Origin of the sequence: Rothia mucilaginosa, assembly GCF_019334805.1 — a bacterium.
Taxonomy (GTDB): Bacteria; Actinomycetota; Actinomycetes; order Actinomycetales; family Micrococcaceae; genus Rothia; species Rothia mucilaginosa_C.
The window spans coordinates 540,750-557,457 of record NZ_CP079822.1 but is presented as its reverse complement, the minus strand read 5'-3'; the positions used below and the strand labels follow the sequence as shown (position 1 = coordinate 557,457).

At 58.7% G+C, this 16,708-nt stretch carries 16 protein-coding genes; 14 read left to right on the top strand and 2 right to left on the bottom strand.

What is annotated here, in order from left to right:
- Nucleotides 1–2 precede the first annotated feature (2 nt).
- The gene (locus LPB405_RS02125; protein ID WP_257604954.1) at nt 3–2,075 is read left to right on the top strand and encodes an ATP-dependent DNA helicase; all 2,073 of its coding nucleotides are present in this window, start codon (nt 3–5) and stop codon (nt 2,073–2,075) included.
- Nucleotides 2,076–2,226: 151 nt separating this feature from the next.
- Here the strand turns inward: LPB405_RS02125 and lexA are convergent, their stop codons facing one another.
- The gene (gene lexA, locus LPB405_RS02120) at nt 2,227–2,901 is read right to left on the bottom strand and encodes a transcriptional repressor LexA (protein WP_070737306.1); all 675 of its coding nucleotides are present in this window, start codon (nt 2,899–2,901) and stop codon (nt 2,227–2,229) included.
- Nucleotides 2,902–3,700: 799 nt separating this feature from the next.
- Between lexA and LPB405_RS02115 the strand changes: the two genes are divergently transcribed.
- The 3 genes from LPB405_RS02115 (at nt 3,701) to LPB405_RS02105 (ending at nt 6,008) form a co-directional block, all read left to right on the top strand.
- Nucleotides 3,701–4,339, top strand: coding sequence for a LysM peptidoglycan-binding domain-containing protein (locus tag LPB405_RS02115; protein ID WP_219101750.1), 639 nt, complete (start codon nt 3,701–3,703; stop codon nt 4,337–4,339).
- A 119-nt stretch (nt 4,340–4,458) separates the two neighbouring features.
- Nucleotides 4,459–5,226 (top strand): imidazole glycerol phosphate synthase, encoded by a 768-nt coding sequence (locus tag LPB405_RS02110; protein ID WP_219101749.1) that lies wholly within the window; start codon nt 4,459–4,461, stop codon nt 5,224–5,226.
- On the top strand, nt 5,226–6,008 hold the full coding sequence (locus LPB405_RS02105; RefSeq protein ID WP_219101748.1) for a HisA/HisF-related TIM barrel protein: 783 nt from the start codon (nt 5,226–5,228) through the stop codon (nt 6,006–6,008). Before LPB405_RS02110 ends, LPB405_RS02105 begins: the two co-directional genes overlap by 1 nt.
- A 134-nt stretch (nt 6,009–6,142) precedes the next feature.
- Here LPB405_RS02105 and LPB405_RS02100 read toward each other — a convergent pair whose 3' ends face one another.
- Nucleotides 6,143–6,565, bottom strand: a complete 423-nt coding sequence (locus LPB405_RS02100) for a DUF1844 domain-containing protein (protein ID WP_070594146.1) — start codon at nt 6,563–6,565, stop codon at nt 6,143–6,145.
- A gap of 293 nt (nt 6,566–6,858) precedes the next feature.
- Between LPB405_RS02100 and infC the strand changes: the two genes are divergently transcribed.
- From infC to pheT, 10 genes are all read left to right on the top strand, one after another.
- A complete protein-coding gene (gene infC, locus LPB405_RS02095) occupies nt 6,859–7,560 on the top strand; it encodes a translation initiation factor IF-3 (RefSeq protein WP_005507875.1) in 702 nt (233 codons plus the stop codon).
- A 197-nt stretch (nt 7,561–7,757) separates the two neighbouring features.
- The gene (rpmI, locus tag LPB405_RS02090) at nt 7,758–7,952 is read left to right on the top strand and encodes a 50S ribosomal protein L35 (protein WP_004006287.1); all 195 of its coding nucleotides are present in this window, start codon (nt 7,758–7,760) and stop codon (nt 7,950–7,952) included.
- A 114-nt stretch (nt 7,953–8,066) separates the two neighbouring features.
- Complete coding sequence (gene rplT / locus LPB405_RS02085) at nt 8,067–8,447, top strand: 50S ribosomal protein L20 (RefSeq protein WP_005507127.1); 381 nt, start codon at nt 8,067–8,069, stop codon at nt 8,445–8,447.
- A 117-nt stretch (nt 8,448–8,564) separates the two neighbouring features.
- Nucleotides 8,565–9,566, top strand: coding sequence for a TrmH family RNA methyltransferase (locus LPB405_RS02080; protein WP_219101747.1), 1,002 nt, complete (start codon nt 8,565–8,567; stop codon nt 9,564–9,566).
- Between the two features lie 91 nt (nt 9,567–9,657).
- Nucleotides 9,658–10,578: a cation diffusion facilitator family transporter gene (locus LPB405_RS02075; protein ID WP_219101746.1), complete on the top strand. Its 921-nt coding sequence runs from the start codon at nt 9,658–9,660 to the stop codon at nt 10,576–10,578.
- An 18-nt stretch (nt 10,579–10,596) separates the two neighbouring features.
- Nucleotides 10,597–11,412: a DUF421 domain-containing protein gene (locus tag LPB405_RS02070; RefSeq protein WP_219101745.1), complete on the top strand. Its 816-nt coding sequence runs from the start codon at nt 10,597–10,599 to the stop codon at nt 11,410–11,412.
- Between the two features lie 16 nt (nt 11,413–11,428).
- Nucleotides 11,429–11,911 (top strand): (deoxy)nucleoside triphosphate pyrophosphohydrolase, encoded by a 483-nt coding sequence (locus tag LPB405_RS02065; RefSeq protein ID WP_219101744.1) that lies wholly within the window; start codon nt 11,429–11,431, stop codon nt 11,909–11,911.
- Nucleotides 11,912–12,224: 313 nt separating this feature from the next.
- Nucleotides 12,225–12,746 carry an ABC transporter ATPase gene (locus LPB405_RS02060; protein ID WP_219101743.1) on the top strand — a complete coding sequence of 174 codons (522 nt, stop codon included), beginning with the start codon at nt 12,225–12,227 and terminating at the stop codon, nt 12,744–12,746.
- A 236-nt stretch (nt 12,747–12,982) separates the two neighbouring features.
- A complete protein-coding gene (gene pheS / locus LPB405_RS02055; protein ID WP_219101742.1) occupies nt 12,983–14,110 on the top strand; it encodes a phenylalanine--tRNA ligase subunit alpha in 1,128 nt (375 codons plus the stop codon).
- A gap of 3 nt (nt 14,111–14,113) precedes the next feature.
- Nucleotides 14,114–16,684 (top strand): phenylalanine--tRNA ligase subunit beta, encoded by a 2,571-nt coding sequence (gene pheT / locus LPB405_RS02050; protein WP_219101741.1) that lies wholly within the window; start codon nt 14,114–14,116, stop codon nt 16,682–16,684.
- The last annotated feature ends 24 nt before the right edge of the window (nt 16,685–16,708 follow it).

Here is a 16,708-nt window from a genome sequence, read left to right as displayed (position 1 = left end):
GGATGAGCGTGACCGAGAGCATCAACGCGCCCAAAAACGCCCCGGGAACTGTGCCCGGATCGGCGACCGACGGCACCCGATTCACCGGACAGGAGCTTGAGAGCCTGCCCGGTGCGAAGGATGCCTTGACCCTGCTGGATGAGGCGGTTGCCGCCACTGGCGGTCAGAATCGTGCCGGTCAGCGCACCATGGCGGCGCATGTGGCGCAGGCTCTTGAACTGCAGCGTCACCTGCTGGTCCAGGCGGGTACCGGTACCGGTAAGTCCCTGGGCTACCTGGTTCCTGCCCTGGCGCGGGTGGGGGAGTCGGACCAGCCGATTGTGGTTGCGACGGCGACCCTCGCCCTGCAGGCGCAGATTGTGAACCGCGATATTCCGCGTCTTCTACAAGCGCTGGAGCCTCGCCCGGAGTCGCAGGCGCAGGTGGCTCTGCTCAAGGGCCGCAATAACTACCTCTGCCTGCACAAGCTGGAGGGCGGCTACCCGGAAGACGAGCCGGATGCTCTCTTTGACATGCCTTCTTCGACCTCCCGCGTGGGTGAGGAAGTGGTGCGCCTGCGCGAGTGGGCTGACCGCACGGAGACTGGCGACCGTGACGAGTTGAAGCCCGGCGTCTCTGACCGCGCCTGGGCTCAGGTGTCGGTCAGTGCCGCCGAGTGTCTGGGCCGCCGCTGCCCGCTGGTGGAAGAGTGCTTTAGCGAGATGGCGCGTAGCCGTGCCGCTGAGGCTGACATTGTCATCACGAACCACGCCCTGCTGGCGATTAACGCTTTTGAAGGCATGAAGGTTCTGCCCGAACATGAGACGGTCATTATTGATGAGGCTCATGAGCTGGTGGACCGCGTGACCGGTGCCGTGTCTGGTTCTTTGACGGTTGCGATGGTTCGCCGTGCGGCACGTAGCGTGAAGAAGCATTCGAAGGCTGATTCCGGCGCACTGGAAATGGCAGCCGGCACCCTGGAGACCGCTTTCGAGGGTCTTGCCGAGGGCCTGCTGAAGGGCCTGGGCGGTCGCCTTTTGACCGCTATTTCTGCGGTCAACGATGCCGCCCGCACCGCCCTCTCCGATATAAAACCGGACGGTCAGGACGTTGACGCCGGCCTGCAGATGGCGCGCTCGCGTGTCTCTGAGGTGCACGATATGAGTAGCCGCATTCTGGAGGCTTCGGGCGAGCAGGACGTTCTGTGGATTTCTCGTCAGGGCGGCTGGGAGAACGGTCGCTATGTGGCTGCTTCCGACACCGACCCGGCGACCCTGAATATCGCCCCGTTGAGCGTTGGCCTGCAGCTGCGTGACGGCCTGTTCGCTGACCGCACCGTAATTTTGACGAGTGCAACCCTGACGGTGGGTGACTCTTTTGATGTTGCAGCCGCTGCCCTGGGACTGCAAGGGGAGGGTGCGCCGCGCTGGACGAGTATCGACGTGGGTTCACCTTTCGACTACCGCAAGCAGGGCATCATGTACGTTGCCGGGGATTTGAAGCCTCCGGGATTTGGTGTGCACGAGGGGCAACTGGAGCGTCTGCGTGAACTGTGCGAAGCATCCGAGGGTGGTGCCCTGGGCCTGTTCTCCTCGAAACGTGCCGCCGAGCGTGCCGCCGAATACATGCGTGAGCATAGCGACCTGAACATCCTGTTGCAGGGCGAGTCTTCGCTCAAGGCACTGGTAGAGGAGTTCAGCGAGGACGTCGACTCCTGCCTGTTTGGCACGATGAGCCTGTGGCAGGGCGTGGACGTTCCGGGCGACTCGTGCCGCCTGGTGGTGATGGACCGCATTCCGTTCCCGCGCCCGGATGACCCGATTGCGCAGGCTCGTACGGAGGCGGTGAACCGTCACCGCGGTAACGGCTTTATGGCGGTTTCTGCTCACCACGCGGCGATTCGTATGGCGCAGGGCGCGGGTCGCCTGATCCGTTCGGTGTCTGACCGCGGCGTGGTGGCTGTGCTGGATTCGCGTGTGGCGACTAAACGCTACGGCGGTTTCTTGATGAAGGCGATGCCGCCGATGTGGTCAACGCAGAATAAGGCCGCGGTGACCGGCGCGCTGGCTCGTCTTTCGGCGAGTATTGAGCGTTAGCTCGGGCGGGATCCAGTCCTGGCAGCGCCGCACCTTCCGCTTTGGAAATATAAAAATCACCCCGGTGATACGTGAACGTTCACGTATCACCGGGGTGATTTCTATATAGAGCTAAAAGCCTCGCTGCTATGTCTTTTAGATGCTGTGCTGTCTAGAGACTACGCAGCACGGAGACGACCTTACCCATGACGGTTGCGCGGTCGCCCATAATCGGCTCGTAGTTGGAGTTGCGCGGCATGAGCCAGGTGTGGCCGTCGACCTGACGGAACACCTTCACGGTTGCTTCATCGTCAAGCAGAGCAGCAACGATATCGCCATTGTCAGCGGTGTGCTGCTCGCGGACAACCACCCAGTCGCCGTCGCAAATTGCGGCGTCAATCATGGAATCGCCCTTGACCTTGAGCATGAAAAGCTTGCCGCTACCGACCAGCTGGCGGGGCAGGGCGAGCACATCCTCCACGGACTGCTCGGCGGTGATGGGACCGCCCGCCGCAATTCGTCCAACCAGGGGAACGGGTACGAGGTCCTCATCGCCGACTTCGAAGTTCGGCAGCTCGGGCAGGGACGAGGAGGAGCTACCGTGCATGCCGACGCCGTTCTCATCCAGCACCTCAATGGCGCGGGGGAGCTTGGGATCGCGGCGAATGTAGCCCATGGTCTCGAGACGACCGAGCTGGTGAGTGACCGAGGACAGGGACGCAAGACCCACCATGTCACCAATCTGGCGCATGGACGGCGGGTAACCCTTTTGTTCAATCTCGGTGCGGATCGCGTCAAGAATCTTCTGCTGGCGCGCGGTCAGCGCCGGACGGGGTGCTGTTGCCATTTCTTTTCCTTCGGTCTGTACTCCGGCCTCTGTATTCCGGTCGGGGCACGGATGGGTGCTTCACACGTTTTCCGATGGTGTCCTAAAAATTTTTTTGGTTCTGCCGAAATGGGTCTTATCTCGTCAGGGGGTGGAGGAATTCTATCCGTGCCGGAGCGATACCGGAGCGATACACAGGCAACGAGTATGCACCTCCGCCCTATAAAACTCAGTCAGCAGCACCTGCACTCGATACAGAACCAAGCTGTAACGGGTACAGAAACCTGCTGTGAGTAGGACTCATCAGGAGCGTGTGGAACGTCTCTTGACACCAGTGTAGAACACTACACCGAAAAACTCAAACAAATATTCTAGATTTTTTCTTCGAAACTCGAAGAAATTTTTAGTACATCTCTGCTAGACTTTAGAACAAGAGTTCGTATATACTCTTGAATCTCTCCTGAAATTCAGGATTTACGGGTGGATGTTCGAAAAATGTTCGAAGATTCGACCCGGAGTCTTCCGGGAGACGAGAGTGAATGAGTGTTCGAATGTATTCGAATCCTCTGTCTCTCTCTTCGCATGATCTACCTCGGATGCTCTAGACGCATCTGGCGAAGGGAGAGCGCAGGGGATGGGGTGCCCAAATCAGCCCGGTGCATCCGACGCTCTGACCTAACTAGAGAATAGCTACCCAATAGTTATCGCCTAACAATCACCACTCCATAGTTATCACTCAACTAGGACCTCCGAGCGGGTATCGCTCGGCATTGCTAGACCCGCGGGGCAACCCCGGGCGAGCTGAGAGAAAGGAACCACAATGACTACTGCAGCACCTATTGCTTCTCACGGCACTTCTGCACACCTTCCGGCAGGTTTGGTGGTACTTCACCCCGCCCGCACAGCGTCCGCCAGCACCGTGTCCGCCAGCACCGTGCAGGGGCGTTCTCGTGTGCCTGCGTCTTCGCAGTCTGTTCGCTCTTCTCGTGCGGCTCATGCACCCCGTCCCGCGCAGGAGGCTCAGCCCGCTCACGCTCCCGCCGTTTCTACCCCTGTTGTTTCTACTCAGGCATCTTCTGCGGCTCAGGCGCCTAGTGCGAAGAGTGTTCTTCTGGCTAAGGGTGGCGAGCTTCTGCGCGCGGTTCCCTCTTCTATTCGTCGTCTTGGTACTCCGCGCGGTTTCTTGAAGGGTCTGCCTCTGCTGACTTTGGCGGCACTGATTGTGCTCGGCGCTATTAGCTTCTTTGGTCCGGCGGCTTCTGCCTCCGTGGAGAACGCTTCGGTGACTCGAACCGTCGTCGTGGTCAAGCACGGAGAGACCCTGTGGGATATTGCTCAGGCGGTGGATCCGCACGGTGACACCCGTGATACTGTGGTTCGTATTATGGAGTTGAACTCGTTGACCAGCACCTCTGTTGATGCCGGTCAGCGTCTGGAAATCCCTCAGACTCAGCGCTAAGCATGGACCCGCGTGTGGTTGGCTTTTGCATGAGGTTGATGTCTTGACTCCGAATCCGCTATCTCTCAAGCTAGAGCGCTTGAGCCGAATTCTTGAGCCTATGAAATAGGAGCGCACCGATGCCTGTTCCCGTTGAATCCGCACCCGTCGAAACTGAATCTGTACAGAATGCTCAGACTGCTCGTCCTGTGGTTGCCGTTTTGGGGGAACCCGGAACTCGTGGCGCCCTGGTGAAGCTTCTTCAGGATGCGGGGGCGGAGGTCATCGTGACCGCTGTGCCCGATCAGCTGCGTGAGGCTGACGGCATGGTGGTTACCGGCGGTGCGAGCTCTCTTGAGGCGTATGAAGACCTGAAAGCTAAGGACGCTGAGCGTGTGATTGGTCGCCGTGTTGCTGGTGGTCGTCCGGTGTTGGTTGCCGGTGCAGCGTTGAGTTGCCTCTTCGATTCGGTTACGGTGGAGCATCCGCAGATGGGGCAGGTTCAGGTTCAGTGTATGGGGGAGTGGCCCGGTGAGAGCGTGGAGCTTTCTACCCGCGAGGTAACTCCCGGTGTTGCTACTTTGCGCCCGTCCGCCGATAGTGCGCTGCTCAAAGATCTTGAAGGCGAGGCTCACTTCAAATCTGAGCACGGCGTTTTTGAGTGGGCTTTTGATCAGAGTATTGAATATATTGCCCCTCCGGCGGTGACTTGGACTGTCACCGAGCCCGCCTATATCGCGGCGGTTGAGAACGGCCCGCTGACGGCGGTGCAGTTCTGCCCTGTGGGCTCTGGTGAACTGGGCGCAGAGTTTATGCGCCGCTGGGTTGCGTCCCTGGCGGTGACCGGTCGCCTGTCTTCTGAGTCTCTGTCTTCTGGCGACTCCGCTACTGCTGCGGGAGGTAACTAATGTCTGCACCCGTTCTTGAACTTCTGCCCGCTGTTGATATTTCTGAAGGCTACGCGGTGCGCCCGGTGGGCGGCACCCTGTCCGGTGGTGAGCAGCGCCTCGACCCTGTTGAGGCGGCTCTGACCTGGGTGAAGGCTGGTGCTCGCTGGATTCACCTGGTTGACCTTGATTTGGCATTTGGTCGCGGCACGAATACTGAGGTTCTGGCTGAGGTGGTTGCCGCCGTCCGTGCCGAGAGCGCCCGGAGCTCTGCCCCGGTTCGTATTCAGGTTAGTGGCGGCGTGCGTAATGCTGAGAGCCTGGAGCGTGCCCTGAGCCTGAACCCGGATCGCGTGAACGTGACCAGTGCGGCTCTGGCGGATTCTTCCTGGCTTGAAAGTGCCCTGGCTCGCTATGCCGATTCTGATCTTCTGGCTCTTGGCCTCGATGCCCGCTATAACCCTGAGCGGGGCTGGGTGACGGTGGCTCGCGGTACCGACTGGTCGGGCCCTGACCTGGCGGAGGCGCTGGCGTGGCTGGAGAATGCGGGCGTGCGCCGCTATATCGTTACGGATGTGAGCAAGGACGGTTCCCTGGCGGGCCCCGGTGCGGAGCTGCTGGATGAGGTGCTGGCTCAGACTGCTTGTCGGGTGGTGGCGTCCGGTGGTGTGGCGTCGCTGGCTGATCTTGTGAAGCTGCGTTCTATGGTGCCTTCTGGTTTGGAGGGCGTAGTGCTTGGTAAGGCGCTGTATGTGGGTAACTTTAGTTTTGAGCAGGCTCTTGCGGCCGCTGGCTCCCGCTAAAGCTACCGGTTCGCACTAGTCCGCTTATCTAGCCCGCGTCGATTTTTTATCCTCATAGGCTTTATATGTGACGAAGCCCCGTCTTCCTCAGTACGAGGGAGGCGGGGCTTCGCTGTGAATAGACCGGGTACGGTTTAGTAGACCGGGCCGGTGAGCTTTTCGCCGGGGCCCTTGCCGGGCTCGTCCGGGAAGGGGGATGCTTCGCGGAAGGCGAGCTGCAGGGTGCGCAGGCCGTCGCGCAGGGGTGCTGCGTGCTGGGAGCCGATTTCGGGTGCTGCGGCGGTGACGAGGCCTGCCAGTGCGGTGATGAGCTTGCGTGCTTCGTCGAGGTCCTTGAGGTCGTCGGCGTTTTCTTCGGCTGCGAGGCCGCACTTGACGGCTGCGGCGCTCATCATGTGGATGGCTGCGGAGCTGATGATTTCGATGGCGGGTACGTCTGCGATGTCGCGCAGCTGTTCGTTGACGGCTTCGACCTGCTCTTCGGTGAGTTCGGTGTGGCCGTGTACGGGGGTTTCTTCTTCCGCGGTGAAGCGGAAACTCGTGTTTTCAGTGCTCATAGTCCTAGAATCTCATATTTCGTTTGTTTCGGTAAATGCGTCCTTAAGAGTGGGCGCTTCTGTGGACTTTCTGGGGGGAGTCCCCGCAATTTTTATGGTGTTTTGCGTCTATTTCCTTGCGTCTATCGGGGATTCTGCGGTATGGTTGTAGGCAGTTTGCAAGTGGAGCATGTCTCCCACCCGGTTGACCGCCGCAGGCGTTAGTTTGCGAGTTTTGAGGTGAACGGGTTCGTCCGCCGCTTTCGGCGTACGCTGGTTTGTGCCTCCGCTTGTGTAACTGCGGGGGCTTTTTAGTGCCCGCAACGGATAGTATTCACGGGGAAACCCACAGAGCACAGGAGCTAGTCATTAGCGAACCACGCATTAACGATCGTATCCGCGTTCCCGAGGTCCGTCTTGTCGGTCCCGGTGGCGAGCAGGTAGGCGTTGTCCCTCTGAAGGACGCTCTGCGTCTGGCTGAGGACGCCGAACTCGACCTGGTCGAGGTTGCCCCGAACGCGAAGCCGCCCGTGTGCAAGCTCATGGATTACGGTAAGTACAAGTACGAAGCCGCAATCAAGGCTCGTGAATCCCGCAAGAAGCAGGCTAATGCCGTTCTGAAGGAGATCCGTTTCCGCCTGAAGATTGATACCCACGACTACGAAACCAAGGTTGGACACGCTCGTCGTTTCCTTTCCGGTGGTGACAAGGTCAAGGCAATGATTCAGTTCCGTGGTCGTGAGCAGCAGCGCCCCGAGATGGGTGTGCGTCTGCTGGAGCGTCTGGCGGCTGAGCTGGCTGAGGTGAGCACCGTTGAGTCTCGCCCCCGTCAGGATGGCCGCAACATGGTGATGGTTCTGGCTCCGCTTCGCGGTAAGGCAGAGGCTCGCCGTGAGCAGGGCGCCGGCGGTCGCAAGGGTCGCGAGCGTATTGACACGACCAAGGCGAAGCCCGTAACTAATTCTCTGGCAGACGCTATGCCTGCCGAGTTGAAGGCACAGGCTTCCGCCGAGTAGGGAACCGGGTCGTCACTTTAGGATGGGCACGCGCCTCCACCGTTGGGTGGGTGTTGCGGGTTCACCCGGTGCCGGTTCCGAGGCACCTCGTCAGGGGTGCCTCACCTTTGGTCCTTGGGGCTGATGCGTGTATCGCTCAACCCCACTAAGCTACCCCGCCGTTGTGGCGGGGGATGAATGTAAGGAGAACGGCAGCTATGCCGAAGCAGAAGACCCACTCTGGTGCTAAGAAGCGCTTCAAGCTCACCGGTAGCGGCAAGGTTAAGCGCCAGCAGGCGAACCGTCGCCACTACCTGGAGCACAAGTCCTCTCGTCTGACCCGTCGTCTGGCTTCTGACCAGATCGTTACCGGCGGCCAGGCAAAGGTTGTCAAGAAGATGCTGGGTAAGTAAGCAACGCTTACTCTCTGCACCTGGCGCACCGATAGTGGTGCGCACTGATTAAAGACTCGCTCCTGTTCAGCGTGATATGTGAGCTGTTCAGGACATAAGACGAAGGAGACACACGTGGCACGTGTGAAGCGCGCGGTTAACGCGCACAAGAAGCGCCGTACTATTCTCGATCGTGCATCCGGCTACCGCGGTCAGCGTTCTCGCCTGTACCGTAAGGCTAAGGAGCAGGTCACTCACTCGCTGGTTTACAGCTACGACCACCGTCGTAAGAAGAAGGGTGACTTCCGTCGCCTGTGGATTCAGCGTATCAACGCTGCTTCCCGCGCACAGGGCCTGACCTACAACCGCTTCATCCAGGGTCTGAAGGCTGCTGGTGTTGAGGTTGACCGCCGTATGCTGGCTGAGCTGGCTGTTAACGAGCCCGCTGCCTTCAACGCACTGGTTGAGATTGCTAAGAACAACCTGCCCGAGGACACCTCGGCTCCCAAGGCTTAATGAGCCTAGGTTGTGTTCTTGCCTCGAAGATCTAGGTTCGGGGTAGGATGCTTAAGCGTCGTGAGCGGCCGTCTGCACTTTTGAGTGTGGGCGGCCGCTTTCTGCGTATCCGAGGTTGTGCGTGTGGCTGTTCTGCGTTTTGGGGTGTGCCTTTGCCTGTACCCTTTAAGAGTGAACTTTTTTGAACGTATTAGTACCCCCGTTGTGATGTCCAATCCGCAGGCAGATCGTGTGCGCGATATTGCGAAGCTGCGTACCCGCGCCGCCCGCACGAAGAAGGGCCAGTTCCTGGTGGAAGGCCCGCAGGCTGTGCGTGAGGCGTTGAAGGCGCATTTGCAGAAGCCGATTCTGGATGCTGTCTACGTTACGGAGGCGGCTTTTGACCGTCATGAGGATATTGCTGAGCTACTGGAGCAGGTGTACGGCACCCCCACCCCGGAGGAAGGCCGCCGCGTCTTTATGCGTGTGGTGACCGATGAGGTGCTGGAGGCGATGGCTGATTCGGTGAGCCCGCAGGGTATTATTGCGGTTTCCTTCATGGTGGATGCGTCGTTCTCGCTGCTGTGGGGTGAGGGCGCGTTGAATCCGAAGCTGATTGCTGTGCTGTCTCGTGTGCAGGATCCGGGTAATGCGGGCACTATTCTTCGTGTGGCTGATGCGGCTGGTGCCGACCTGGTGATTACGACTAAGGGTTCGGTGGATTTGTATAACCCGAAGACGGTGCGTTCTACCGCTGGTTCGCTGTTCCATGTGCCGATTATTCAGGGCGTGCAGCTGGAGGATTTCGCGGAGGATGTGAAGTCTCAGGGTACTGCTGTGTTGGCTGCTGACGGCTATGGTGCGGTGAATCTGCAGGAGCTGAGTGAGTACACGGCGGCTCGTCGTGCCGGTGTGGAGGCGAGCGCCCCGTCCGGCGTGAAGGGTAATTTTGATCTTTCTCAGCCGACCATGTGGCTTTTCGGGAATGAGGCTCAGGGCCTGAACGCTGAGGAGAAGGCTGCCGCTACGATGCGTGTGGCTGTTCCTGTCTATGGTTCGGCTGAGTCTTTGAATGTGGGTACGGCTGCTGCTGTGTGTCTGTATGCTTCGGCGATGGCTCAGCGCGGCGTTTCTCGCTAGGTTTTGGGCGGTTCGCGGCTGTGGCACAGCGGTGGGCTGCTTTAGCCTTATAGGTTTTTGAGTTTTAGGTTAGGGCTGAGAAAGGGAAATTATGTCTGCTCCTTCTGGTCATTCGGGTTCGGGCGCGATTATTGCGGCGCTGGGTGCGAACCTGGGTATTGCGGTGCTGAAGTTTTTGGCTTTTGCGCTGACTCGTTCTTCGTCGATGCTGGCGGAGGCTATTCACTCGGTGGCTGATTCGGGTAATCAGCTTCTGCTTCTTCTGGGCGGTCGCGCTTCGCAGAAGCAGGCTGATGAGGAACACCCGTTTGGTTATGGCCGTAACCGCTATATTTACGCGTTTATTGTGTCGATTATTATCTTTGCCCTGGGTGGCTTGTTCGCTCTGTATGAGGGTTACGAGAAGCTGCATGATCCGCACGGTATTACTGAGTGGCAGTGGGTTCCGGTGGCTGTTCTGGTGGGTTCGATTCTGCTGGAGGGTAACTCGTTCCGCGTGGCGGTGAAGGAGTCGCGTGGGCTGAAGGGCAAGCAGAGCTGGATGCGTTTCTTGCGTACTTCGAAGAACCCGGAGCTTCCGGTGCTTCTGTTGGAGGATGCGGGTGCGTTGCTGGGTCTGATTTTTGCGCTCTTTGGCGTGGGCATGACCCTGTTGACCGGTAATGGCCTGTGGGATGCGTTTGGCACCCTGGCTATTGGTGTGCTGCTGGTCTTTATTGCTGTGTTCCTTGCGGTGGAGATGAAGTCGCTGATTTTGGGTGAGGCTGCTTCTCCTGAGGATTTGGCGAAGATTCGTGCGGCGATCGAGGATGGCGATAGCGAGCGCATTATCCACATTAAGACTGTGCACCTGGGTCCTGAGGAGATTCTGGTGGCGGCGAAGATTCGCATTCATGATGCTGACACTGGTCGTTCGGTAGCTGATGAGATTGATGCGGCTGAGGTACGTATTCGTGAGGCTGTTCCTGCGGCACGCATCATTTATTTGGAGCCGGATATTTTCCGGGCTTAGTTCTAGGGGATTTTTGTTATGACCGTTGAGACGGTTGTTGATGGTTTGCTGAAGATTTTCTTCGGCCTGATCATCATTTTGGTGTACCTGCGCCTGACTCACCGTTCTCAGGCGGGGCACCAGACCCCGATTGATACCATCGGTAACTTTGTCATCGGTGGTTTGATTGGTGGCGTGTTGTACAGCGAGCAGATTAGCTTGTTCTACTTCCTCGTCTACCTGGTGTTTACGCTGTGCATGATTCAGCTGCTAAACATGGCGACCTCGAAGATTCGTTTTCTGCATATGGCGGTGCGTGAGCAGCGCGTGCCGGTCATTACGGATGGCGATATCGATATTAAGAGTTTCCAGCAGACAGATGTGGTTCTTGACCCGATGCGCCTGATTGCTGACCTGCGTGCGCAGGGTATTTACGATCTGGAAGAGATTGAGTTTGCTCAGATTGAGCCGAACGGTGCGCTGAGTGTGATCCGTAAGGGTGACGGTGTGCCGAACTTTGCTCTGATTGTGAAGGGTAGCTTGGTCACTCGCGATATCGCGGATGCGCACAAGACCGAGGATTGGGTGTACCTGCAATTGCGTGCGGCTGAGGTCGAACTTGAGGATGTCTTCCTCATGGAGTTCAAGAACGGTAACCGCCTTCTGATCCTGCTGAATGACGGCACTAATATTCGCCGTGAGGTGGCGGAAGCCTCGAATATGAATGATGAGGAAGAAGAGTGGCAGGAAGGCGTGGAGGAAGCTCCTGAGCCAGAGGATACTGAGGATGCTGAGAAGGAAGTAGCGGAGCACGCTGCTGAGGATGCGCATCCGATGAAGGATTCTAAAGCGTAGAAGAAGGTAGAGAAAGATGAGTGAATTGTCGCCCTCGTTTGAGGTTCAGGTGGTTGGCGCCGCCGTGGTTGATTCTTTGGAGGCTCCGACCCGTATGCTGGTGGCTCAGCGTTCTGAGCCGCAGACTGTTGCCGGTATGTGGGAGTTCCCGGGCGGTAAGGTCGAGTCGGGGGAGAGTTGCGAGCAGGCGCTGGTGCGTGAGCTGAAGGAGGAGCTGGGCGTGCAGGCGCGTTTGGGTGCTGAGGTGCCCGGCGCGTACCCGCAGGGCTGGCGTCTGAGCGAGCGTCTGGCGATGCGCGTGTTCTTCGCGGAGATTCTTTCGGGTACTCCGGATACTTTGGAAGATCACAGCGCGCTGCGGTGGATGCCGCTGCCGAAGTCTAAGGATGACGCACAGGCGTACGATGATTTGCTGGGTTTGCCGTGGATTCCGGCGGATTTGCCGATTGTTGTGGCTCTTCTGCAGCAGCTGCAGGACACTGGCACTGGTGAGGCGTAGACCCAAGGTATGACCTAATGCTCTGCGCTAGTTCGTTGCGAGGCTAATTCGCCGTTGTGTGACACATTCGCGGCGGTAACAGGATAAATTTTCTCTATCTTTTGTGACACTGTTTGAAGGCGGGATTCCCTGTGGGGAGTCCCGCCTTTATTCATATTTTGAGGGGGATTTATGCGCCGTGTAATCCTGACTTGTGTGTTTGTTGGGGAGGGGACTTTGTCACATATGGGTTCGACACGGATACATACTTTGGAAACCAATCGGTAGGCGGGTAGTATTGAGGGAGAAATCACATACGTATTGGGAGACAATGATGACTGCTCAACCCCCGTTTGATCCGGGTGCCTACCGCTCCGACGCGGTTCCCTCGGACACTCAAGCTATTTATATTCAGGAAGGCGGCGCTGAGCCGCGCGGAATTCTGTTCCACTCGCCGACCAAGCACCCGAAGATTCTGCGTCTGCAGGAGATTATGATTGTCTCCGCGCTGCTCTGCTTGATCCACGGTGTTATTTCCTCGTTCGCGCCGGATAACCTGTCCCCGCTGAAGGGTCTGCCGGAGTTCGGTGTTGCAGGCGGTATCGGCCTGCTGGTTGTTTCTGCGGTTGTGTACATTTGGGTGTACTTCACGATTCAGAAGGGCAAGCGTCTGGGCCTGACTGTCGGTCTGATTTTTGCAATTCTGGGTGCGTTCGTGGCGATTCTGTCTCTGATTGGTAATGTCATTGACGCTCAGCGCTACGGCTTCGTGCCCCTGTACGCGGCATGGCTCATTGCGAACGTGCTGTGGATTCGTGCTTCTTTCGACCCGGCTGTGAAGCAGGCTCTGAAGTAGAAGTACCCTCTTCAACCCTGTTGTTGAAAAGATATACTCTAGAACGCCCGGATGGACTATCCGGGCGTTCTGCTGTTTACGCTTCCTTCTCTGGTCTAAAATGGATAGGATATGCGCCCGTCGCCATCCCCCTGTTCCGCACCCTGTGCGGGCAGCAGGGGAGAGCAGACGGTGCTGCCTAAGGTGTATAACGAGCCAGCCGGCATAGTGCCGGTGGTATGCAGAGAAGAGTGACAATGACCGATTCCGTGCAGGAACACGAGGGTCTTAACGGCCCGGCTCAGGTTCTCGCCCGCATTGCGCAGGTTCTGGAGGAGAACCCCGAGAACGGTTTGGACGCTATCCGTGAGGCTTTTGAGGCTGAGCGTGAGCGCGCCCGCCAGGAGATTCGCGAGAAGGCTAAGGACTTTGACAGCCTCAAGGAGGTGCGCCTGAGCTTCTTCGGTGAGAAGGGCATCATGAGCATCGCTAACCGCCAGATGCGTGATCTTCAGAACCAGCACAAGGGCCCGGTGGGTAAGCTGATGGGTCAGGCTCGTGCAGCCCTGACTGAGGCTATTGAGGCTCGTACCGCCAAGCTGGAGGCTGAGCGTGAGGCTCGCATCCTGGCTGAGGAGGCTGTGGACGTTTCCGCTGCGTCGCCTCGCCGTTCCCTGGGCGGCCGCCACCCGATTGCTCTGATGCAGGAGCGCCTGACTGATATCTTCGTTGGTATGGGCTGGGAGGTTGCTGACGGCCCCGAGCTGGAGTCTGAGTGGTACAACTTTGACGCTCTGAACATTAAGCCGGATCACCCGGCACGCGAAATGCAGGACACTTTCTACGTTGAGCCGAAGAACGCTCACCTGCTGCTGCGCACCCACACGTCGCCGGTGCAGATGCGCTCGCTGCTTTCTCGCGAGCTGCCGCTGTACATTGTGTGCCCGGGTCAGGTGTACCGTACCGATGAGCTGGATGCGACCCACACCCCGGTCTTCCACCAGATCGAGGGTCTTGCCGTGGATAAGGGCCTGACTATGGCTGATCTGAAGGGCACCCTGGAGTACATGGCACGCGCCATGTTCGGTGAGGACGCTAAGATTCGCCTGCGCCCGAACTTCTTCCCGTTCACTGAGCCTTCCGCTGAGCTGGATTTGTGGCACCCGAACGCTAAGGGCGGCCCGCAGTGGATTGAGTGGGGTGGCTGCGGCATGGTGAACCCCAACGTTTTGCGTGCTGCGGGTATTGATCCTGAGGAGTACTCGGGCTTCGCTTTCGGTATGGGTATTGAACGTACCCTCATGTTCCGTAACAACGTCGCTGACATGCATGACATGGTTGAAGGCGACATCCGTTTCTCTGAGCAGTTCGGGATGGAGATCTAAATTATGCGTGTACCCCTGTCATGGCTGCGCGAGTTCGTGCCTGTAGCTGAGGATGCTTCGGCTGAAGATTTGATGGCAACCCTGGTGAAGGTTGGCCTGGAAGAAGAAGACGTTCACCGCCCCTCTGATGAGCTGTCCGGACCAATTGTGGTTGGCCAGGTGCTCTCTATGGAGCCGGAGACCCACTCGAACGGCAAGACCGTGAACTGGTGCCAGGTGCGTGTGGTTCCGGAGGGCCAGGAGCAGACTCTGACCGGTAAGGGCATTGAGCCTTCCGGCGTTCAGGGCATTATTTGTGGTGCCCACAACTTCAAACCCGGCGACAAGGTTGTTGTGACCCTGCCCGGCGCTGTTCTGCCCGGTGGTTTCGCGATTACTGCCCGTAAGACTTACGGTCACAAGTCGGCTGGCATGATTGCTTCGACTCGTGAGCTGGGTATTGGCGATGATCACGGCGGCATCCTGGTGCTTTCGACCCTGGGCCTGGACCCGGAGCTTGGCACCGATGCGATGGAGCTGCTGGGTCTGTACGATCAGGCTGCCGAGGTGAACGTGACCCCGGACCGCGGTTACGCGTTCTCTCTGCGCGGTATCGCTCGCGAGTGGTGCCACGCTACCGGTTCTTCCTTTGAGGATTTTGTGCTGGCGTACGGCGAGCGCGCCCCGGAGGCGAACGAGTCCGGTCACCCGGTTTCTCTGCGTGATGACGCTCCGATTCACGGTAACCCCGCATGCACTCGTTTCGTGATGCGTGAGGTGTCGGACGTGAAGGCGGATGCGCCGGTTCCGACCTGGATGTCTTCGCGTCTGCGTCTGGCGGGTGTGCGCTCGCTGTCGCTGCCGGTGGATATTTCGAACTACGTGATGCTGGAGACCGGTCAGCCGCTGCACTTCTACGATGCTGACAAGGTTCAGGGTGAGATTGTGGTGCGTCGCGCCGCTGCTGGCGAGAAGCTGGTGACCCTGGATGGTGTTGAGCGTACTCTGCACCCCGAGGATATCGTCATTGCTGATGATTCCGGCGTGATTGGTCTTGCCGGTGTGATGGGCGGCGCCTCGACTGAGGTGACTGACTCGACCACCCGCATTCTGGTGGAGTCTGCTCGTTTTGATGAGGTGTCGGTGGCTCGTACTGCTCGCCGCCACAAGCTGATTTCTGAGTCCTCGAAGCGTTTTGAGCGTGGCGTGGATCCGCAGATTCAGGCTGCGGCTGCTCAGCGTGCGGTTGAGCTGCTGGTTGAGCTGGCTGGTGCTCAGGTTGAGCCGGGTGTTACTGATGTGTCGCTCGGCTATGAGCCGGTCGTGATTGATCTGCCTGCTGACTACACTGCTGGTCGTATTGGCGTGGATTACTCGCCGGAGCAGATTGAGTCCTGCCTGCGTGAGATTGGTTGCTCTGTGGAGCGTACCGAGTCTGGTTACGCGGTGACTGTCCCGTCGTGGCGTACTGACCTGCGTGCGAAGGAGGACCTGACTGAGGAAATCGCACGTATTGACGGTTACGAGAACATCCCCTCGACTCTGCCGGTGGCTCCTGCGGGTCACGGTTACACTCCGGAGCAGGCGGGTAAGCGTCGTGCGCTGAATGCGTTGGCGGCTTCGGGTCTGACTGAGGTTTTCGCGTACCCCTTCGTGTCGGCTGATGCGAACAACCTGTGGTCGGCTCCGTGGGTGAGCACCCCTGAGAACCCGGTGACTGAGGTTCCTTCGGTTCGCCTGGAGAACCCGATTTCTTCGGCTGAGGGCTGGATGCGCCGTTCGCTGCTGCCGGGCCTGGTTGAGGTTCTGAAGCGTAACCTGTCTCGCGGTTTCAAGAACCTGGCTATTTTTGAGGCGGGTCACGTGTTCATCCCGGGTGAGCAGCTGGGTTCGGAGTCTATTCCGCCGCTGGGTGCTCGTCCTTCGGATGAGGTTCTGGCTGATTTGAACGCCGGTATTCCGCATCAGCCCACTTTCATTGCTGGCCTGTTCGCAGGTACTGAGCATGAAGTGATGCCCGGCGCTACTCCGCGCGCTTTCGATTGGCGTGACGCTCTGGACGCTGTGCGTCTGGTTGCTGACGCTGTTTCGGCTGAGATTCAGGTGCGTAACGGTGTGCACACTGCGTTCCACCCGGGCCGTGTGGCTGAGGTTCTGAACGCTGCCGGTGAGCGTGTTGGTTTTGCTGGTGAGCTGCACCCGAAGCTGCTGCAGGAGCTGAACCTGCCTGAGCGCACCTGCGCGTTTGAGCTGGATTTCTCGGCGCTGTTTGCTGGTCGTGTTGAGGCGCGTCAGGCTACTCCGGTGCTGACTTTCCCGGCTGCTACTCAGGATGTGGCGCTTCTGGTGGACCGCGATCTGCCTGCTTCTGAGGTGGAGCGTGTTCTGCGTGAGGGCGCTGGTGAGCTGCTGGAGGACATCCGCGTCTTTGATGATTACCGCGGTGTCGGTATTGATGAGTCGAAGAAGTCTTTGGCGTTTGCCCTGCGTTTCCGCGCGCCGGGTCGTACGCTGACTGCTGATGAGGCGTCGGCTGCTCGTGAGGCTGCTGTGGCTGCGACTGTTGAGCAGCTGGGTGCGGAACCGCGTGTCTAACCGGGTCTAACCCTATGGCGTAAC